The organism is Micromonospora sp. URMC 105, from assembly GCF_051386295.1.
GTDB lineage: Bacteria > Actinomycetota > Actinomycetes > Mycobacteriales > Micromonosporaceae > Micromonospora.
Map to the genome: position 1 here is coordinate 1 of NZ_JBPQTL010000104.1, position 20078 is coordinate 20078.

Sequence of the window (20078 nt, forward strand, 5' to 3'; positions counted from 1 at the left end):
GGGGAGGAGCGGTCCGCCGCGGCGGTTCGGGGGGACCGGCCGGTCGGCGGATCGATCCAGGGGCACGGCCGGGCGGGCGCGGGCGTCGAGGGGGAGCCGCGGCCCGAGGGGTCGGCGGGCGATGGCGCGTATCCCAGCACCCGGCTGACCGATCCGCTCCAGGCGGAGGTCGTCGCCCACACCGACGGGCCGATGCTGGTCGTCGGCGGCCCCGGCACCGGCAAGACCAGCACCCTGGTCGAGGCGGTCACCGCCCGGGTGGCCGAGGGGGTCGACCCCGAGCGCATCCTGGTGCTCACCTTCGCCCGGCGGCAGGCCACCGACCTGCGTCACCGGATCGAGGCGCGGATCGCCGGAGCCGGTCACCGGGTGGTCCGCGAGCCGCTGGTGCGCACCTTCCCCGCGTACGCCTTCGGGCTGCTCCGCCGGGCCGCCGCCGAGCGGGGCGAACCGTCCCCCCGGCTGCTCACCGGCCCCGAGCAGGATCTGATCATCCGCGAACTGCTCGACGTGGTGGGCGAGGAGCCCGGCGACGACCCGGTCGGCTGGCCGGAGGACCTGCGCCCCGCACTGCGTACCCGGGCCTTCGCCGGCCAGCTGCGTGACCTGCTGATGCGGGCCGCCGAGCGCGGCGTCGGGCCGGTCGAGCTGGCCCGGCTCGGCGAGAAGCTGGGCCGTGCCGACTGGCCGGCCGCCGCCCGCTTCCTGCGCGAGTACGTCGCCGTCCTCGCCCTGCGCGACGTCGGCAACCGCGGCTCGATCGCGTACGACCCAGCGGAGCTGGTCCGCGCCGCCACCGGGATGCTGCTCGACGACCCGGAGCTGCTGGCGGCCGAGCGGCGCCGGCTGGCCCACGTCTACGTCGACGAGCTGGCCGACACCGACCCCGCCCAGCACGACCTGCTCGCCGTCATCGCCGGCGGCGGCAAGTCCCTGGTCGCCTTCGCCGACCCGGACTCCTCCACGTACGCCTTCCGGGGCGCCGACCCGGCCGTGGTGCACAGCTTCCCGCACCGGTTCCGCACGGCCTCCGGGGCGCCGGCCGCGCAGGTCGTGCTGACCACGTCGTACCGGGCCGGGGCGGGGCTGCTGGCCGCCACCGGGCGGCTGGCCCGGCGGCTGCGCGGCCCGGCCGCGCACCGGGCGCTGCACCCGCTGCCCGGCGCGCCCGCCGGCACGGTGGAGGTGCGTACGTTCCGCTCCGGCACCAGCGAGTCGGCCTGGCTCGCCCACGCGCTGCGCTCGGCGCACCTGCTCGACGGGGTGCCCTGGTCGCGGATGGCGGTGCTGGTCCGCTCGACCCACCTGCACCTGCCCTCGCTGCGCCGCGCCCTGCACACCGCCGGGGTGCCGACCGTGGTGCACGGCGAGGACCTGCCCCTGCACCTGCAGCCCGCGGTGGCGCCGCTGCTGCTCCTGCTGCGCTGCGCGCTGGAGCCGGACCGGCTGGACGAGGAGACCGCCGTCGCCCTGCTCCATTCGCCCCTGGGCGGCGCCGACCCGCTCGCCGAGCGGCGGCTGCGCCAGGGGTTGCGCGCGCTCGCGCTCGCCGCCGGCGACCGCCGCCCCTCCGGCGAGCTGATCGTCGAGGCGTTGCGCGACCCGGCGGAGCTGGCCGGGATCGACCGTCGCTGGGTCGAGCCGGCCCGGACGGTGGCCGAGCTGCTCGCCACCGCGCGCGCGGCGGCGGCCAACCCCGGCGCCACCGCCGAGGACGTGCTCTGGGCGGTCTGGCGGGCCAGCGGGCTCGCCGAACGCTGGGCCGGGGCGATCAACCGGGGCCGGGCGGCGACCGGCGAGCACGAGACCGCGCAACGTTGGCGAGCCGAGGCGGCCGACCGCGACCTGGACGCGGTGATGGTGCTCTTCGACGCCGCCGCCCGCTTCACCGACCGGCTGCCCGGCGCGCGTACCGAGGTCTTCCTCGACCACGTCCTCGGCCAGGACCTGCCGGCCGACACGCTGGCCGCCAGCGCGGACCGGGGCGAGGCCGTCCGGCTGCTCACCGCCCACGCGGCGAAGGGCCTGGAGTGGGACCTGGTCGCCGTCGCCGGGGTCCAGGAGGGGATCTGGCCCGACCTGCGGCTGCGCGGCAGCCTGCTCGGCTCCGAGCGGCTGGTCGACGTGCTCGCCGGCCGCGCCGACGGCACCGGCACCCGGGCCAGCCTGGTCGGCCAGACCTCGGCCCTGCTCGACGAGGAACGCCGGCTCTTCCACGTCGCGGTGACCCGCGCCCGGCACCGGCTGCTGGTTACCGCGGTCGCCTCGGCGGCGGTCGGCGGCGACGACCACGAGGAACAGCCCAGCCGCTTCCTGCACGAGCTGGGCGTCACCGAGCCACCCGCGACCGGGGCGGCCGGCCCCACGCCGATCGACCCGGCACCGGGCCCGACACCGACCGGCCCGGCGCCCGGCCCGGCACCGACAGGCTCGGAGCCGCCCGGCTCGGAGGCGACCGGCTCGGGGCCGACCGGCTCGGAGGCGTCCGCCCGGACGCCGGATCGATCGGGCGACGGCGCCGCAGCGACCGCCCCGGCGGCGGACCGGCCGGGCGAGCGTGCCGCGGTGACGAGCCCGGTTGACGACCGGCCGGGCGACGGCACCGCCCCGAACACCCCGGCAACGACCCGGTCTGGCGGCACCCTTGCGGCGGCGGTGGACGACGACGAGCCCTACCAGCCGGGGGAGCTGCCCCTCGGCCGTCCGCCCCGGGCGCTCACCCTGTCCGCGCTGGTCGCGGAGCTGCGTACCGCGGTCACCGACCCGGCGGCGCCGCTCGCCCGGCGGCGCGCGGCGGCGGCCGAGCTGGCCCGCCTCGCCGCCGCCGGCATCCCCGGCGCCCACCCGGACGACTGGTGGGGGCTGCGCGGCCTCTCCGACGACCGGCCGCTGGTCGACGAGGGCGAGCCGGTCCGGGTCACCCCGTCGGCGATGGAGAGTGCGCTGCGGTGCAGCCTGCGCTGGCTGCTCGAACGGCACGGTGGCAGTGGCCCGGCCAGCGCGGCGCAGGGCGTCGGCAACCTGGTGCACGCCGCCGCGATGCTCGCCGAGGACGCCAGCGCCGACCGCACCGCCCTGCTGGAGTACGTGGCCGCGCGGTTCGACGCGATCGAGCTGGCCGCCCGGTGGATGGTCGGCCCGGAACGGTCCCGCGCCGAGGCCATGGTGGACAAGTTGCTGCGCTGGCTCGCCGGTAACCCGCGTCGGCTGCTCGCCATCGAGCACGAGTTCGCGGTCCGCCTCGACGACCCGGCCCGCCCGATCGAGCTGACCGGCCGGGTGGACCGGCTGGAGGTCGACGCCGACGGCCGGTTGGTGGTGATCGACCTGAAGACCGGCAAGTCGACGGCGGTCACCGAGCGGGAGGTCGCCGAGCATCCGCAGCTCGGGGCGTACCAGGCGGCGGTGGAGGCGGGCGCGTTCGCCGAGTTCGGCGAGGAGTCCGGCGGTGCCGCGCTGGTGCAGCTCGGCACCGGGGCGAAGGACGCCAAGGAGCAGGCCCAGGCCGCCGCAGGGGAGGGTCCGGAGGCCGGCTGGGCCACCGCCCTGGTCCGGCGCACCGCCGATACGATGGCCGCCGCCACCTTCGCCGCCGTCGCCAACTCGAAGTGCCGGGTCTGCCCGGTGCGGACCAGCTGTCCGGTCTCCGGGCAGGGGCGTCAGGTCGTCGAGCCGCCGACGACCCGCGCTCCGGAGGACCACCCGTGAGCCTGCGAGCCTTGCGAACCAAGGCGGAACAGTGACCCAGCCGACCCTGTTCAGCACCGCCGCCCCGGCACCCCGGGCCGCCGACGCCGGGCCCCGCTACACCCCGGTCGAGCTGGCGAAGCTGCTCCGGCTGCCGGCCCCGACCCGGGAGCAGGCGGCGATCATCGCCGCGCCGGTGGCGCCGCTGCTGGTGGTGGCGGGCGCCGGGTCGGGCAAGACCGAGACGATGGCCGCCCGGGTGGTCTGGCTGGTCGCCAACTCGTACGTCCGGCCGGAGCAGATCCTCGGGCTCACCTTCACCCGCAAGGCGGCCGGCGAGCTGGCGCACCGGGTGCGTACCCGGCTGGATCAGCTGGTCCGGCGGCTGGGGCGGCGCGGGCGTGACCCGCTGGACGACCCGCTGGCCGGTGAGCCCACCGTCTCCACCTACCACTCGTACGCGGGCCGGATCGTCACCGAACACGGGCTGCGCGCCGGGTACGAGCCGACCACCCGGCTGCTCACCGAGGCGTCCCGCTGGCAACTGGTCGACCTGCTGGTACGCAACTACGACGGCGACATGTCCGAGGTCGACCGGATGCCCAGCACCATCACCGACGCGGTGCTGGCACTGGCCGGGGAGCTGGACGAGCACCTGGTCGACCCGGACGAGCTGGCCGCCTGGACCGGCCGCTTCTTCGCCGACGTGCAGTCCCGCCCCGGCCGGGTCTACGCCGACGTGCGCAAGGCGTTGCAGCTCCAGCAGACCCGGCTCAAGCTGCTCCCGCTGGTCCGGGCGTACGCCCGGCGCAAGGACGACTTCGAGGCGATGGACTTCGCCGACCAGCTCGCCCGCGCCGCGCGGGTGGCCCGTGACCACCCGGCGGTCGGCGCGGTCGAGCGGGACCGCTTCCGGGTGGTGCTGCTCGACGAGTACCAGGACACCAGCCACGCCCAGGTGGTGCTCCTCAACGCCCTCTTCGGCGGCGGTCACCCGGTCACCGCGGTCGGCGACCCCTGCCAGTCCATCTACGGCTGGCGCGGGGCCAGCGCCGGCACCCTGGAACGCTTCCCGACGGAGTTCGCCCGCGCCGACGGCACCCCGGCCGAGGTGCTGAGCCTCACCACGAGCTGGCGCAACCGGCCGGAGATCCTCGGCGTGGCCAACGCGCTCTCGCTGCCGCTGCGCGCCGCCGGGGCCCGGGTGCCCGAGCTGCGCGCGGCGCTGAGCGTCAAGGACCCGATTCCGCACCGCAGCCCCGGCGGCCACGCCGCCGGCACCGTGCACTGTGCCCTGCTGGAGACGTACGCCGACGAGGCGGACTGGATCGCCGACAGCGTGCTGGCCGCCTGGCGGGGCGCCGCCGGGCTGCCCGGTGCGCTGCCCGAGCACATCCCGGTGCCGCAGCGCCCCACCACCGCCGTGCTGGTCCGGCTGCGCAGCCAGATCCCGGCGATCGAGGCGGCGCTGCGCGCCCGCGGCCTGCCGGTCGAGGTGGTCGGCCTGGGCGGCCTGCTGGACACGCCCGAGGTCCGCGACGTGGTCTGCACCCTGCGGGTGCTCGCCGACCCGACCGACGGGGCGGCGCTGCTGCGCCTGCTCACCGGCGCGCGCTGGCGAATCGGGCCGCGTGACCTGGTGGCGCTGCACCGCCGGGCGCGGGCCATCGCGCGGGCCCGGCACCGGCTCACCGGCGACGACGGGCCGGAGATCGCGGTGGACGTGCTGGACGAGGCGACGCTGGTCGAGGCGCTGGCCGACCTCGGGCCGGCGCAGGCGTACTCGGCCGAGGGGTACGCGCGGCTGCGCGCGTACGGGTTGGAGCTGGCGCTGCTGCGCTACCGGCTCGACCAGACCCTGCCGGAGCTGATCGCGGACATCGAGCGGACCATCGGCCTGGACGTGGAGGTGGCGGTCCGGGCCGGCCGGGACGGCGCGGGTGACGCCGGGCTGGCCCGCGGCCACCTGGACGCCCTGGGTGACGTCGCCGCCCGGTTCAGCGGCGAGACCCCGGGGGCCACCCTCGCCGGGTTCCTGGCCTTCCTCACCGCCGCCGAGGACGAGGAGCGCGGGCTGAGCCCCGGCGAGGTCGAGGTGGTCGAGGGCGCCGTGCAGGTGCTCACCGCGCACGCCGCCAAGGGCCTGGAGTGGGACGTGGTGGCGGTCGCCGGGCTGACCCGGGGAGTCTGGCCGGGGCCGGTGCGCAACTCCGACCACTGGCTGGGCGGGCTCGGGGTGCTGCCGTTCCCGCTGCGCGGCGACGCCGACGGGCTGCCCGAGCTGGGGCTGGCCGGGGCGGAGGACCAGCGTGGGGTGGCCCGGGCCGTGGAGGACTTCACCGACGCCTGGCGGGCGCACGACGAGCGGGAGGAACGCCGCCTGGCGTACGTGGCGGTGACCCGCCCGCGCCGGCTGCTGCTCTGCTCCGGCTACTGGTGGGGGGAGGGGACCAAACGCTTCCGTGGCCCGTCGGTCTTCCTCCGTGAGGTGTACGACGCGTGCCTCGACGACACCTCCGGCCACCTGGTCGACGCCTGGGCGCCCGAGCCGGCCGGGGACGCGGTCAACCCGACCACCGAGATGGTGCTGCGGGCGGAGTGGCCGGCGGACCCGCTCGGCGCCCGCCGGCCCGCCCTGGCCGAGGCCGCCGCCCTGGTCCGCCGGTACCTCGCCGACCCCGACGCCGCCCGCCGCGACGCGGCCCCGGCCGAGGGCGGGGCCGAGTCGGCCTCGGGCGAGGACCGGGCTGCGCCGGCCTCGGGCGAGGATCGGGCTGGGCCGGCCCCGGGCGAGGTGCGGCCGACCGAGGTGGACGATCCTGAGGTGACGCGCTGGCGGCGGGAGGCCGACCTGCTCCTCGCCGAGCGCGCCGAGCTGCTCCGGCAGGCCGAGGCGGTGGAGGTCGCCCTGCCCGGGCACCTCTCCGTCACCCAACTGGTGGCGCTGCGCCGCGACCCGGAGGCGTTGGCCCGGACGCTGCGCCGGCCGATGCCCACCGAGCCCAACCCGTACGCCCGGCGGGGCACCGCCTTCCACACCTGGCTGGAGCAGCGCTTCGGTGCCGACCGGCTGCTCGACGTGGACGAACTGCCCGGCGCGGCCGACGCGGACGCCGCGCCGGACGAGGCGCTGGCCGAGTTGCAGGAGCGCTTCCTGGCCAGCGAGTGGGCCGATCGGGTGCCGGTGGAGGTGGAGGTGCCGTTCGCCACGGTGCTGGCCGGGGTGGTGGTGCGGGGCCGGATGGACGCCGTCTTCGCCCGCCCCGGCGGCCGGTACGACGTGGTCGACTGGAAGACCGGCCGACAGCCCTCGGGCCGGGAGGCCGAGGCGGCCGCGGTGCAGCTGGCCGTCTACCGGCTGGCCTGGGCGGAGCTGGCCGGGGTGCCGGTCGACCGGGTCGGGGCCGCCTTCCACTACGTGCGGGACCAGGTGACGGTGCGGCCGGCCGACCTGCTCGACGCCGATGGGCTCACCGCGCTCATCGCCGGCGTACCGGAAATTCCGACTGGGGGTGGCGCTCCCGGCAATCCGTGATAGGTTGGTCTTGTTGCAGTTTTGGTTACCAGAGACTCTGTGTGCGCCTGGCGGGATTGTGGCCCCAGGCGCTCTTTGTTGTGTCCGGAGTTCTCCGGGCGGGGCGACCAGAAGCGACAAGCGATTCGCGCATTCCCGCGCGGAGCGCTCCTCTTCGAGCCCGCAACAGGTGCGGGTTCGACGTTCCGTCAAGGAGACGAAACACATGGCTATTGGCACCGTGAAGTGGTTCAACGCTGACAAGGGCTTCGGCTTCATCACCCCGGACGGCGGCGGCGCTGACGTCTTCGCCCACTTCTCGGCGATCCAGTCCTCCGGCTACCGGAGCCTGGACGAGAACCAGCGGGTCGAGTTCGAGGTCACCCAGGGCCAGAAGGGCCCGCAGGCGGAGAACATCCGCCCGCTCTGATCTTCGGATCACCCGGTAACACCCTCCGCGCCCTCCGGGCGTGGTGACGGGACCGGTCCGCCGCGCCGCCCCCCGCTCCGGCGGGAGTGGCGTGCTGCGGCGGACCGGCTCGTACCCCTTCGGTTCGTGCTTGTGAGTCGTGGCGGATCTGCTCCGCCGGCGACAGCGCCGATTCACCGGCGCCCTCCCTCGACACGTGCCGCGTCGAGGAAGGCATTCTCCGCATGACCATGACCGTTCCCACCTTCGCCGCGACCGGCCTGGCGCCGGCGCTGCTCACCGAGCTGACCGCGCAGGGCATCACCGAGCCGTTCCCGATCCAGACGGCCACCCTGCCGGACTCGCTCGCCGGCCGGGACGTGCTCGGCCGGGGCCGTACCGGCTCCGGCAAGACCCTCGCCTTCGGGCTCCCGCTGCTGTCGCGTACCGCCGGCCGCCGGGCCCGCCCCGGCCGCCCGCTGGCGCTCGTGCTCGTGCCGACCCGTGAGCTGGCCCAGCAGGTCACCACCGCGCTCGCCCCGTACGCCCGCGCGGTCGGGCTGCGCTGCGCCACCGTGGTCGGCGGCCTGTCGTTGCAGCGGCAGGCGGACGCGCTGCGCGCCGGCGCCGAGGTGCTGGTGGCCACCCCCGGCCGGCTGCACGACCTGATCAACCGGGGCGACGCCCGCCTCGACCAGGTCGCCATCACCGTGCTCGACGAGGCCGACCAGATGGCCGACATGGGCTTCCTGCCGCAGGTCACCAAGCTGCTGGAGCAGGTCGCCCCCAACGGCCAGCGGATGCTCTTCTCCGCCACTCTCGACGGTGGGGTGGACAAGCTGGTCCGCCGCTTCCTCAGCAACCCCGTCTCGCACTCGGTCGACCCGGGCACCGCCACGGTGACCGCGATGACGCACCACGTGCTGCACGTCGACGCGGCCGACAAGCCGGCCGCGCTCACCCAGATCGCCGCCCGCGAGGGCCGCACCATCCTGTTCATGGCCACCAAGCACCGCGCCGACCGGATGGCCCGCCAGCTGCTGGCCAAGGGCGTCCGCGCCGCGGCCCTGCACGGCGGCAAGTCCCAGCCGCAGCGCACCCGGATCCTGGAGCAGTTCCGCACCGGTCAGGTGACCGCACTGGTCGCCACCGACGTGGCGGCCCGGGGCATCCACGTCGACGGCCTCGACATGGTGGTCAACGTGGACCCGCCGACCGAGGCGAAGGACTACCTGCACCGCGGCGGTCGTACCGCCCGGGCGGGGGAGTCCGGCAGCGTGGTCACGCTGGTCCTGCCGGAGCAGCGCCGGGACGTCTCCCGGCTGATGAGCGTGGCCGGCATCAAGCCGCAGTCCACCCAGGTGCGTCTCGGCGACGAGGCGCTGGCCCGGGTGACCGGTGCCCGGGAGCCGTCCGGCGTGCCGGTGACCATCGCCGTTCCGCAGCCGACGCCGGCCGCCCGTACCGCCAACGGTGGCGGGGAGGGCGGGCGGTCCGCGCACCGCACCTCCGGTCGCTCGCGGCGCCCGCGCCGTCCGCGTACCGCCTGATCGTTCCGGCCGCTGCGCCGTTTCCGGGTCCGCGCCGGAGCCGGGCTGCAGGATCGTTGACGTGGTGCGGCGGGGTGGACACCCTGGGTGAGCGCCCGGTCGGCTGAGTCGGCAAACAGCAGCGGTTGGGTCCGATCGGCGACTGTCCCGAGGCCCGTGCCTGGTCGAAGCTTGTTCCGGGGGGAAGACCCGGCCGGGGGTGGCCGGGCAGGGAGGGGTGAACCATGGCGGGCGACGCCGATTCGGGGGCGGTGCGCGAGCTGCTGGTGGTGTTGGCGGTGGCCGGCGCCGGGCTGGTGCTCGCCATGGTCGCGGCGTTCGCGCCGTGGCAGCCGAGGTCGGGCCGGCCCGCCCCGGCCGGCCTGGTGGAACTGCGCAGCCCGGCCGGCTCGACCGGTCCGGCCGTGGAGTTGACCGCCGGCTAGGCGGGGCGGTGGGTGGTACCGCGGCCGGTGAGGGGCCGGCACGCGGGGACCGGGTGGCCGGTCGGGCTCCGGGGGGAGGACCGACCGGCCGTCACCCGACGGTGGAGGGTTTCCGGCGGACCAGCAGGTCGGCCAGCGTGGTCCGGTCGACCACCACGGCGATCGCGCCGTGCACCGCGAGCCAGACGTCGCGCAACCCGGTCGCCACCCCGTGATAGCCGGCGTCCTCCGCCGGAAGGCCGCGCACCGTGGTCAGCGAGCCGCCGACCGCGCGCAGCACGTCTCCGACGCTGATCTCCGCGGCGGGACGGGTCAGCGCGTACCCGCCCTCGGTCCCGCGGTGACTGTGCAGCAGTCCGGCCCGGCGCAGGTCGAGCAGGATGCCCTGGAGGAAGCTGAGCGGGATGCCCTGGCTTTCGGCCAGGGCCGCCGCCTTGACCAGCTCGCCGCCCGACCCGTCCGCCGGACCGGACCCGTCCGCCGGATCGGAGCCGGCCGGGCCGTCGCCCGGAGCGCGTAGTCGCTGCGCGCGGAGACGTACACGTCACTGACCGGCCTGGTCCAGTACGCCCCAGCGGCGCCGAATCGCCTTGTCCGCCGCGCCGAAGGCCGCGTCGACCAGCAGGCCGACGATCAGGATCACGATCATCGTGGCGAGCAGCCAGGGCGAGTCGGCCAGCTCCCGGGCGTAGGTGAGCTGGGCGCCGAGCGAGGTCTGCGAGATGCCGACCACCAGCAGCTCACCGGCCATCAGGCTGCGCCAGGAGAAGGCCCAGCCCTGCTTCAGGCCGGCGACGATGGCCGGCAGCGCGGCGGGTGCGATGACGTACCGGTAGAGGTTCAGTCCCCGGGCGCCGAGGTTGCGGCCGGCCCGCAGCAGCAACGGCGGTACGTAGTCGACGCCGCTGATCACGCCGTTGGCGATCGACGGCGCGGCCCCGAGCACCACCACGAAGAAGATAGCCTTCTCGCTCAGCTCGAACAGCAGGATCGCCAGGGGGAACCAGGCGATGGAGGGCATGGTCTGCAGGGCGGTGATCATCGAGCCGATCGCCGCCCGGAGCACCCGGGACCGGGCCACCGCGAGGCCGACCAGCAGGCCCACCGCGACCGAGAAGACGTACCCGACCGCCGCCCGGCGCAGCGTGATCGCGATGCCCTCCCACAGTTGGGCGCCGCCGGCCTGCCGGATCAGCTCCTCGCCCACCACCACCGGCCCGGGCAGCGACCACGGTGGCTTCCAGCCGCTCCAGACCACCACCTGCCAGATGGCGACGGCGAGGGCCAGCGCGGCGAGCTTGGGCCAGGTGGCCGCCCAGAGCCGGGCGCCCCGGGAGACCTCCTTCTCCCGTCCGGCGATCTCCAGCGCGTCCAGCCCCGAGATCTCCGCGTCGGTGCGCGGCGTCTCGGTGAGGGTGTCACCGGCCATGGCGGCCCACCTCCGTACGAAGTCGGTCGGTGACCTCGGCGGCGATCGACGCGACCTCGGGGGAGTCGATACGCCGGGGTCGGGGCACGTCCACCTCGGTCGACCAGATGATCCGGCCGGGCCGGCTGCTGAGCAGGATGATCCGGTCGGCGAGCCGGGCCGCCTCGCGGACGTTGTGGGTCACGAACAGCACGGTGAGCTTCCGCTCGGACCAGATCCGTTCCAGCTCGTCGTGCAGGATGTCCCGGGTCATCGCGTCCAGCGCGCCGAACGGCTCGTCCATCAGCAGGACCGGGGTGTCCAGGGCGAGGGTGCGGGCCAGCGCGACCCGCTGGCGCATCCCGCCGGAGAGCTCGTGCGGCCGCTTGCGGCCGAACTCGGCCAGGTGGACGGTGCGCAGCAGCTCGGCCACCCGCTCGCGCCGCTCGGCCCGGGGCAGCCCGCGCAGCTTCAGCGGCACCTCGACGTTGGCCTCGACGGTCAGCCACGGGAAGAGCGCCGGCTCCTGGAACATCAGCCCCGGGCTCGCGTCGCCGGCCAGCGCGATCCGTCCGCCGCTGGCCCGGTCCAGCCCCGCCACCAGGTTGAGCAGGGTGCTCTTGCCGCAGCCGGAGGCGCCGACCAGGCAGACGAACTCGCCGGGCGCGACGTCGAGGCTCACCCCGTCGAGCGCGAGGACGGCGTTCGCCCCGCGCCCGTACACCTTGGTCACTCCGGAGAGCGCGACCGTGGTGGTCGCGCTCCCCGGCGCCGTCGTGGTCGACGTCATGGCTGGGCGACCTCGGTCTTGCCCTGCGTCTTGAGCACCTCGTTCAGGTACCTCAGGTCGTAGAGGCCGTCGAGGCTGGTCGGCTGGGTCAGCTCCACCGCGACCGCGTGGTCCAGCCCGGTCTTCAGTGAGGAGGCGATGGGGTCGTTGGTGAACTCCAACGTCGGCCAGGCCTGCTTGATCAGCTTGACGTCCAGCGGCTTGCCGGTGATCTTGCCGATGTGCTCGGAGATGGCCTGCTGGGACTCGTCCGGCCTGGTGTTGACGAACTCGTTCGCGGCCACCTGCCCCTCGACCAGTTTCTTCACCACGTCGGGGTGGGCCTTGAGGAACCTGGTGCTGACGATCAGGTTGGTGATGACGAACTTCCGGTCCGGCCAGAGGTCCCGCTCGTCGACGAGGACCTTGCCGCCGGCGTTGACCAGCCGGGAGACGAACGGCTCGGGCACCCAGGCGCCGTCGATCGCACCGCTGCCGAAGGTCTCCACCGTCTGGGCGTTCTCCTGCGGGACCACCGTGACGTCGCCGCCGCCCTCCTTGGTGGTCTTCAGGCCCTTCTCCTTGAGCCAGTAGCGCAGCGCGACGTCCTGGGTGTTGCCGAGCTGCGGGGTGGCGACCTTCTTGCCGCGCAGTTGCTCCACCGAGGTGATCTCCGGCTTCACCACTAGGGCCACACCGCCGGAGGCGGCACCGGAGATCACCCGGACCGCCTCACCCTTGGACTTGGAGAAGGCGTTGACGGTCGGGTTCGGACCGATGTACGTCGCGTCGAGCGCGCCGGAGAAGACCGCCTCGATGGCGGCCGGCCCGGCGTTGAAGGTCTTGGTCTCCAGCTTGACGTCGGTGCCGAGCCGTTGGGCGAAGATGCCCTTCTCGACGCCGACCACGGCCGGAGCGTGGGTGATGTTGGGGAAGTAGCCCAGGCGCAGGCTGACCGGGCCGGAGCCGGCCTCGCTGTCGTCGCCGCACGCCGCCGTGGTCCCCGCCGTCGCCACGCCGATCACGGCGAGGGTGGCGAGGGAGACCAACCGACGGAAGGGGAGCCGTCTCATCGTCCGTCCAATCCGCAGTATTCCTACTTAGTTGGTAGGAAGAGTGGGGCAGCGGTCGGCCAGCGTCAAGACCCATCCACGATCCGGGACGGGCAGACCCTGGAATCTCGGCAATTCCCACCTGTTCGGTGGGGTTCCTGGCGTCGGACGGTCCACCGTTGGGCCACCCGTCCGGCGGCGCCGTCGCGGGCGGCGGTCGACGGCGATCCCGGCGTGGCGTGGTCGGCGACCGCTGCGGGAAGGTCGCCGGTGCCGGGGGTGCCGACGCGCTAGGGTCGATCTCGTGCCGACGCGCAGAGTCAAAATCCCCGCGACGAAATATCCGGTCGAGCGGTACACCCTCGACAACGGCTTGCGGGTGGTCCTCACCCCGGACCGCAGCGCCCCGGTGATCGGGGTCGCGGTCGTCTACGACGTGGGCATCCGCTCCGAGCCCGAGGGGCGTACCGGCTTCGCCCACCTCTTCGAGCACCTGATGTTCCAGGGCTCGGAGAACCTGGAGAAGCTGGCCCACTTCCGGCACGTCCAGGGCGCCGGCGGCACCTTCAACGGCTCCACCCACCTGGACTACACCGACTACTTCGAGACGTTGCCGAGCAACGCCCTGGAGCGGGCGCTCTTTCTCGAGGCCGACCGGATGCGCGGCCCCCGGCTGACCGAGGAGAACCTGCGCAACCAGGTCGACGTGGTCAAGGAGGAGATCCGGGTCAACGTGCTCAACCGGCCGTACGGCGGCTTCCCCTGGCTGACCCTGCCACCGGTCATGTTCGACACCTTCCCCAACGCGCACGACGGCTACGGCTCCTTCGTCGACCTGGAGTCGGCCACCGTCGCCGACGCCGCCGACTTCTTCCGCCGCTACTACGCGAGCGGCAACGCGGTGCTGGCGGTCAGCGGCGACATCGACGTCGCCGAGGCGACCACGCTGATCGAGCGGCACTTCGGCGACGTGCCGGCGCGCCCCGCACCGAAGCGGCCCGACTTCACCGAGCCGGACCTGACCGCCGAGCGGCGCGAGTCGTACACCGACCAGCTGGCCCCGCTGCCGGCGGTCGCCGGGGCCTGGCGGGTGCCCGACCCGATCGACGACTTCGCCGGCTACCTGCCCTACGTGGTGCTGGCCGAGGTGCTCACCGACGGCGACGCCTCCCGGCTGGTCGAGCGGCTGGTCCAGCGGGACCGGTCGGTCACCGGCCTCGGCGGCTACCTCGGCTTCATGGGTGACCCGTTCGACGTGCGGGACCCGACCGCGCTGCTGCTCCAGGCGCACCTGCCGCCCGGCGGGGACGTGGACAAGGTGCTGCGCACCATCGACGAGGAGGTGGACCGGCTGGCCACCGACGGGCTGACCGAGGGCGAGCTGGCGCGGACCCAGGCCAGGATGGCCACCCACCTGCTCCGGGACACCGACGCGGTGCTCGGCCGGGCGCTGCAGATGGCGGTGCTGGAACAGCAGCGTGGCGAGCCGGGCCTGCTCAACGAGCTGCCCCGGCTGGTCGGCGAGGTCACCGAGGAGCAGGTCCGGGCCGCCGCCGCGACCCTGCGGCCGGAGCGCCGCGCCGCCGTCGAGGTCATTCCCGGAGGTGCCCGATGACCGCGACCGCCCCGGCCACGCCGCGCGCGCTGCCGGCGCTCGGCCCCACCCGCAAGCTCAAGGTGCCGAAGCAGGCGGAGCGGCGGCTGGCCAACGGCCTCACCGTGATCGTGGTACGCCGTCCCGCCGTCCCCCTGGTCGAGCTGCGGCTCTGGCTGCCGTTCGGCCGTACCCACCTGGCCCGTGGCGCGCTGCTCTCGCAGACCATGCTCGCCGGCACGGAGACTCACACCGCGACCCAGATCGCCGCCGAGCTGCAGAAGGTCGGCGGTGGGCTGTCGGCCGGCATCGACCCGGATCGGCTGATGGTCTCCGGGGCCGGGCTGGTCACCGGCCTGAACCGGATGCTGGAGCTGCTGGCCGACGTGCTGACCGGGGCGACGTACCCGGCCGACTGGGTGGGCACCGAACGGGACCGGCTGATCGACCGGATCCAGGTGGCGCAGAGCCAACCGGCGCACCTGGCCCGTACGGCCCTGCTCAAGCGGATCTACGGCGGGCACCCGTACGCGGTGCAGACCCCGGAGCCCGACCAGATCCGCGCGGTGAAGCCGCCGGCGCTGCGCAAGCTGCACGCCGAGCGGGTGCATCCGGCCGAGGCGGTGCTGGTGCTGGTCGGCGACGTGCGGCCGGAGCGGGCGCTGGACGCCGCCGAGCAGGCGCTGGCGGGGTGGCGGGGCGAGACCCGCGGCGTGGACCTGCCGCCCACCCCGCCGCTGGAGCCGGGCCCGCTGCTGCTGGTGGACCGGCCGGGCTCGGTGCAGTCCTCGCTGCGCATCGCGCTGCCCGCGGTGCCGCGCACGCACCCGGACCATGCCGCCCTGCAACTGGCCAACCTGGTCTTCGGCGGCTACTTCTCCTCCCGCTGGGTGGAGAACATCCGCGAGGACAAGGGCTACACGTACGGGCCGCACTCGGCGGTGGAGCACTCGGTCGCCGGCTCGGTGCTGGTCGCCGCCGCCGAGGTGGCCACCGAGGTGACCGGCCCGGCGCTGCTGGAGACGACGTACGAGCTGGGCCGGCTCGCCTCGTTGCCGCCCAAGCCGGACGAGCTGGAGCAGGCTCGCCAGTACGCCCTCGGCACCCTCCAGCTCGGCATGTCCACGCAGGCCGGGCTCGCCTCGCTGACCAGCGCGTACGCCGGCAACGGGCTGCGGCTGGACTTCCTGGCCGAGCACGCCGCCCGGCTGGCGAAGGCGACCGCGGAGGACGTGGCGGAGGTGGCGGCCCGCTACCTCGCGCCGGCGAAGGCGGTCACCGTGGTGCTGGGCGACGCCGACCGGATCGAGGGACAGTTGGCCGCGCTGACCCCGGTGCGCCGGGAGTCGGAGTGAGCGGCGGCGAGGCGGCCCCGCCGCTGGCTCGCACCACCCTGGACCGGGCGGCGCATCGGCGTACCGACCGGGACTGGCTGGCGCAGGCCTGGCGACGGGCCCGGGTGCTGGTGCTCGACTCGACCCGGGAGGGGATGGCGCTGGTGCGTACCGACGCCAACCCGCCGGTGCTGGTGCTGCGGGACCCGGCGGAGCTGGACGGGATCTCCGACGCCGCCGCGCTCTTCCTCGGCGTGGAGCCGGACGGGGTGCCGGTCTTCGCGGTGGACGCGCCGCTGCCCGACCTGCCGGGCACCCGGCCGGTCAGCCTGCGGGAGATCGGGCACCTGCTCGGTGACCGCGACGCGGGCATCTTCACCACCGCGCTGGCGCTGGTCAACTGGCACCTCGGGCACGGCTGGTCGCCGCGCACCGGGCACCGCACGGAGGTCGACGAGGGCGGCTGGTCCCGGGTGGACGCGCAGGGTCACCGGGCCTGGCCGCGGACCGACCCGGCGATGATCGTGCTGGTGCACGACGGGGTGGACGGCCCGGACGGGCGCTGCCTGCTCGGCAACAACGCGACCTGGCCGCGCACCGCGGGGGAGCGCCGCTTCTCCTGCCTGGCCGGTTACGTCGAGCCGGGGGAGTCGGCCGAGGCGGCCGTGCTGCGCGAGGTCCGCGAGGAGGTCGGCGTCGGGGTCGAGCGGATCGAGTACGCGGGCAGCCAGTCGTGGCCGTTCCCCGGCTCGCTGATGCTCGGCTTCCTGGCCGAGGCGGACCCGGGCGAGCCGGTCCGGGTCGATCCGACCGAGATCGCGTACGCCCGCTGGTTCTCCCGCCGTGAGGTCGGCGCGGTGCTGGCCGGGCGGGCGGTGGACGCGGGCGACGGCGACCGGGTGGTCCTGCCGCCGCCCTCCTCGATCGCTCTCTTCCTCATCCACCGCTGGCTGGACGGCCACTGCTGACCCGACGCGGTCCCGGCCCGGGACCGTCGTTGCCGCGACGATCCCGGGCCGGGAACACGGACCGTCGTGGCGGATGGGGCGAGGAACGCGGCGGGGGAGCCGGTCCGACCACGGCGGACGTCGGTGGTTGTCAGGTGCCGGTGCTCTCCCACCACTGCTGGTGGACGGCGGGGGGCTCGTCGAGCGGGAGCACCTTGACCCGTTGCCGGCCGGAGCGGACCGCGCCGACGGTGGCCAGTGCCCGGGCGAGCAGCAGTGCGGCGTCGCGGTCCTCGGCGTGCACGATCTGGCGGCGGGGTTCGGGCGCCGTCGTCTCGTCGCGCAGCAGGCCACCATCGGCCCAGGCGGCGGCGATGTCGGTGTCGGCGGCGGTGCGGATGTCGGTACGAACGATCAGGAAACGCATGGCTGTCTCCGGATGGACCGCGACGGACGAGTACGCGGTGGAAGTTCCACGTCACTCTGTCGTCATGTTACGCCCGGACGCCGTCCCAGCAAGTGAAACGCGGCTATCCGTCCGGTCTCGTCCGATCATCTGATGCCTGGTCAGGACGTTCGCGCCGGTACAGACGACGAGAGGCCGCCGGCGTCGTGCCGACGGCCCCTCGCTGCGTCACCGGATCAGTTCAAGGCGAACTGTCCGTTCTTTGCGCCGCCGACGAAGCCGAGCCAGCCGGCCCGGTTGAACAGCAGCACCGGTCCGCCCGGGTCCTTGCTGTCGCGCAGCGCGACCACGGCCGGGCCGGTACCCAGCGGCGCCACCTCCACGCAGTTCGAGGTCTGACTGCGGGTGCTCTTGCGCCACGGGGCGTCGGCGAGCTGCCGGGCGGAGACGGTCTTGCGGATCTCGTTCATGGTTCTGCTCCTGCTCCTGGAACTCCGATGGGGACGAGTGACCCGCCCGGCCCCGACGGAGCTCCGGTGTGGATCACCGGTCCGTCAGGCGTCCGGAAGGTCGCCGGCGCTGGACCGGCGCCGCTGCCGGCCCAAGGGCCGGCGTGGACGGGGCTGCCGATTCGGTCAGCCGTCCCGTCGCCTCGAAGAGCCAGGAGAGGGTGTCCGATGCGGAGAGCGCCGCCGAGCATAGCCACTCGAAGGCCACTTTATAGCGATTTACCGGGTTTGCCTCGTGTGACATGACGTCGATGAAGCCGCCTTCGATCGCCAGCGTCTCCGGATCCTGCGGATCGGCGAAGCGGTAGAGCGAGAAGGCGGTGGGCGGCAGGTAGAAATCGCCGATCACCGTGTCGCGCTGCAGCAGGAGCAGCGTGACGTTCGGCAGGATGGCCAGCTCGCAGAGCTTCACCAGTTGCTCGTGCAGCACCTCCGGCGGCCCCGCCCGGCGGCCCAGCGCGGCCTCCTCCAGCACCGCCGTGTAGCGCGGACCGTCGGCCCGGTCCAGCAGCGACTGGCGGGCGAGCCGGGCGCGTACCTCGGTCTCCGGGTCCTGGCCGGCCTCGGGGTCGCCGGTCGCGGTGGCCGCCCGGTCGGCGGAGACGATCCGCAGCCGGGCGTAGCCGGGGGTCTGGAGCAGCCCGGGCACCAGCACCGGGTTGTACTCGCGGATCTCCGCGCAGCCGGCCTCGATCTCGGCCCAGCCGAGCTGCTGCTGCGTCATCACCGGGTACGACTTGCGCCAGCCGCGCATGTCGCCCGCCTCGTGGGTGATCCCGATCAGGTCGTCGCGCAGCTCCGGCTCGGCGCCGTAGAGGTCCAGCAGGAGGCGGACGTCGTCCGGGTCCGGGCGGCTGCGCCCGTTCTCCAGGCGGGACAGCTTGGACGCCGACGCCCAACCGATCCGCTCGATGACCTGGTCGCCGGTGAGCCCCGCCGCCTCGCGCAGGCGGCGCAGTTCGGTGCCGAGCCTGCGTCGGCGCAGGATCGGACTGGGTACGGCAGGAGGCACGGGTGTCCTCGTTTCGCCTCGACCGCCGCGGACGCGACGGTAACTGTATGAAATTCGCCCCCCACGGTCAGTATGGACGGCGCGACCGAGGCCGGAGGTTCCGGTGAGGGCGTGTCACGAGACAAAAAGAGGACTGTGGAAGGTGTCAGCCGTCCGGGCGACGATGACCGGGCCGGCCGCACCTCCCCTTGACGCGCCCGACCGGCGCCATCCCCGCGGAGGGACCCCCATGCGCACCGTCCTGCGCCGCCCCGACTTCCGACTGCTCTTCGGCGCGCTGCTGGCCAGCATGGCCGCCGAGTCGATCCTGCTGCTCGCGCTCGCCATCTGGGTGAAGGACCTGACCGGGTCCGACGGGCTGGCCGGCGCGACCATCTTCGCGATCATCGCCCCGATGACGCTGGCGCCGCTGGTCGGCTGGGTGGTCGACCGGTACCGCCGCCGGCCGTTCTTCATCGCCGCGAACCTGGGCACCGCGATGCTGCTCACCCCGCTCTTCACGGTCCGCGACCGGGCCGACGTCTGGATCATCTACGTGGTCGCCGCGCTGTACGGCTTGTCGTATCTCACGCTCAGTGCGACGCTCAGCGGCCTGATCCGGCAGCTGGTGCCGAGCGAGCTGCTCGCTGACGCGAACGGGGCCCTGCAGACCGTGCGGCAGGGGCTGCGGCTCGGCGGCCCGCTCGCCGGGGCGGCCGTGTACGCGGCCGTCGGCGGCTGGCTGCTCACCACCCTGGCGATGCTCGGGTTCGTCACCGCCGCCGCCGTGGTCGGGCTGCTCCGGGTGGCCGAGACCGAGCCGGCGGCGGCCGCCCTGCGCTGGCCGGCCGAGCTGGGTGCCGGGCTGCGGCACCTGGCCGGCGAGCCGGCGCTGCGGCGGGCCCTGCTCGGCTACGGGCTGGGTTCGCTGGTGATGGGCTTCAGCGAGTCGCTGATCTTCGCCTACGTCGACCAGGGGCTGGGGCGCGACGCCGCGTTCGTCGGGGTGCTGGTGACCGTGCAGGGGGTGGGCGGGCTGGTGGGCGGCCTGCTCTCACCCGCCGTGGTCCGCCGCACCGGCGAGGTCGGTGCGCTCGCCGCCGGGGTGACCTTCTTCGGCCCGGCCGCGCTGGCGCTGGCCTGGCCGGACCTGCGGCTCGGGGTGCTGGCGCTGCTGCTGGCCGGGGTCTCGCTGCCGCTGACCATGGTGGGGCTCGCCACCCTGATCCAGCGGCGCACCCCGCCCCGGCTGCTGGGCCGGGTCACCGCCGCGTCCGAGGCGCTGGTCAGCGGGCCGCAGGCGTGCTCCATCGGGGCGGGTGCGCTGCTCGTCGGGGTGTTCGACTACCGACTGCTCTTCGTCCTGGTCGGGCTGGTCACGACCGCCGCCGGCGCGTGGCTCTGGCGCGGCCGGCGGCTCTCCCCGCCGCCCGGGATCGCCGCCCACCTGCCGTCTCCCCGCCGCCCGCACCCGGCGGAACAC

At 74.7% G+C, this 20078-nt stretch carries 16 protein-coding genes; 9 read left to right on the plus strand and 7 right to left on the minus strand.

From position 1 onward, the window contains the following. The first annotated feature begins 54 nt into the window (after window positions 1-54). The 5 genes from ACSNN7_RS24675 (at window position 55) to ACSNN7_RS24695 (ending at window position 9585) form a co-directional block, all read left to right on the plus strand. The gene (locus ACSNN7_RS24675; protein ID WP_436683331.1) at window positions 55-3708 is read left to right on the plus strand and encodes an ATP-dependent helicase; all 3654 of its coding nucleotides are present in this window, start codon (window positions 55-57) and stop codon (window positions 3706-3708) included. Between the two features lie 31 nt (window positions 3709-3739). Next, complete coding sequence (locus tag ACSNN7_RS24680) at window positions 3740-7222, plus strand: ATP-dependent helicase (protein WP_436683317.1); 3483 nt, start codon at window positions 3740-3742, stop codon at window positions 7220-7222. Between the two features lie 205 nt (window positions 7223-7427). After that, a complete protein-coding gene (cspE, locus tag ACSNN7_RS24685; RefSeq protein WP_007464836.1) occupies window positions 7428-7631 on the plus strand; it encodes a transcription antiterminator/RNA stability regulator CspE in 204 nt (67 codons plus the stop codon). Between the two features lie 224 nt (window positions 7632-7855). Next, window positions 7856-9160 carry a DEAD/DEAH box helicase gene (locus tag ACSNN7_RS24690; RefSeq protein ID WP_436683318.1) on the plus strand — a complete coding sequence of 435 codons (1305 nt, stop codon included), beginning with the start codon at window positions 7856-7858 and terminating at the stop codon, window positions 9158-9160. A 224-nt stretch (window positions 9161-9384) separates the two neighbouring features. Continuing rightward, entirely contained in the window at window positions 9385-9585 is a 201-nt protein-coding gene (locus ACSNN7_RS24695) for a hypothetical protein (RefSeq protein WP_436683319.1), read from the plus strand. A 91-nt stretch (window positions 9586-9676) separates the two neighbouring features. On the opposite strand, the gene ACSNN7_RS24700 is transcribed toward ACSNN7_RS24695, so the two are convergent. The 4 genes from ACSNN7_RS24700 to ACSNN7_RS24715 form a co-directional block, all read right to left on the minus strand. Beyond that, entirely contained in the window at window positions 9677-10027 is a 351-nt protein-coding gene (locus ACSNN7_RS24700; RefSeq protein ID WP_436683332.1) for an RrF2 family transcriptional regulator, read from the minus strand. 102 nt (window positions 10028-10129) lie between these two features. Next, a complete protein-coding gene (locus tag ACSNN7_RS24705) occupies window positions 10130-11014 on the minus strand; it encodes an ABC transporter permease (protein ID WP_436683320.1) in 885 nt (294 codons plus the stop codon). Continuing rightward, a complete protein-coding gene (locus ACSNN7_RS24710; protein WP_436683321.1) occupies window positions 11004-11783 on the minus strand; it encodes an ABC transporter ATP-binding protein in 780 nt (259 codons plus the stop codon). The genes ACSNN7_RS24705 and ACSNN7_RS24710 overlap by 11 nt, the downstream gene beginning before the upstream one ends. Beyond that, window positions 11780-12835 carry an ABC transporter substrate-binding protein gene (locus ACSNN7_RS24715; protein ID WP_436683322.1) on the minus strand — a complete coding sequence of 352 codons (1056 nt, stop codon included), beginning with the start codon at window positions 12833-12835 and terminating at the stop codon, window positions 11780-11782. The genes ACSNN7_RS24710 and ACSNN7_RS24715 overlap by 4 nt, the downstream gene beginning before the upstream one ends. Before the next feature lie 283 nt (window positions 12836-13118). Here ACSNN7_RS24715 and ACSNN7_RS24720 point away from each other — a divergent pair, with 283 nt between their 5' ends. The 3 genes from ACSNN7_RS24720 to nudC are packed head-to-tail and all read left to right on the plus strand — an operon-like array spanning window position 13119 to window position 16710. Next, a complete protein-coding gene (locus ACSNN7_RS24720; RefSeq protein WP_436683323.1) occupies window positions 13119-14429 on the plus strand; it encodes a M16 family metallopeptidase in 1311 nt (436 codons plus the stop codon). Beyond that, a complete protein-coding gene (locus tag ACSNN7_RS24725; protein ID WP_436683324.1) occupies window positions 14426-15763 on the plus strand; it encodes a M16 family metallopeptidase in 1338 nt (445 codons plus the stop codon). Before ACSNN7_RS24720 ends, ACSNN7_RS24725 begins: the two co-directional genes overlap by 4 nt. After that, entirely contained in the window at window positions 15760-16710 is a 951-nt protein-coding gene (gene nudC / locus ACSNN7_RS24730) for an NAD(+) diphosphatase (protein WP_436683325.1), read from the plus strand. The genes ACSNN7_RS24725 and nudC overlap by 4 nt, the downstream gene beginning before the upstream one ends. A gap of 130 nt (window positions 16711-16840) precedes the next feature. Here the strand turns inward: nudC and ACSNN7_RS24735 are convergent, their stop codons facing one another. The 3 genes from ACSNN7_RS24735 to ACSNN7_RS24745 form a co-directional block, all read right to left on the minus strand. Beyond that, window positions 16841-17116 (minus strand): hypothetical protein, encoded by a 276-nt coding sequence (locus tag ACSNN7_RS24735; protein ID WP_436683326.1) that lies wholly within the window; start codon window positions 17114-17116, stop codon window positions 16841-16843. A gap of 215 nt (window positions 17117-17331) precedes the next feature. Then, window positions 17332-17565 (minus strand): DUF397 domain-containing protein, encoded by a 234-nt coding sequence (locus ACSNN7_RS24740; RefSeq protein ID WP_436683327.1) that lies wholly within the window; start codon window positions 17563-17565, stop codon window positions 17332-17334. A 73-nt stretch (window positions 17566-17638) separates the two neighbouring features. Then, entirely contained in the window at window positions 17639-18616 is a 978-nt protein-coding gene (locus tag ACSNN7_RS24745) for a helix-turn-helix domain-containing protein (RefSeq protein WP_436683328.1), read from the minus strand. Between the two features lie 229 nt (window positions 18617-18845). On the opposite strand from ACSNN7_RS24745, the gene ACSNN7_RS24750 reads away from it, so the two are divergent. Next, a partial coding sequence (locus tag ACSNN7_RS24750) for an MFS transporter (RefSeq protein ID WP_436683330.1) occupies window positions 18846-20078 on the plus strand: 1233 nt, incomplete at its 3' end.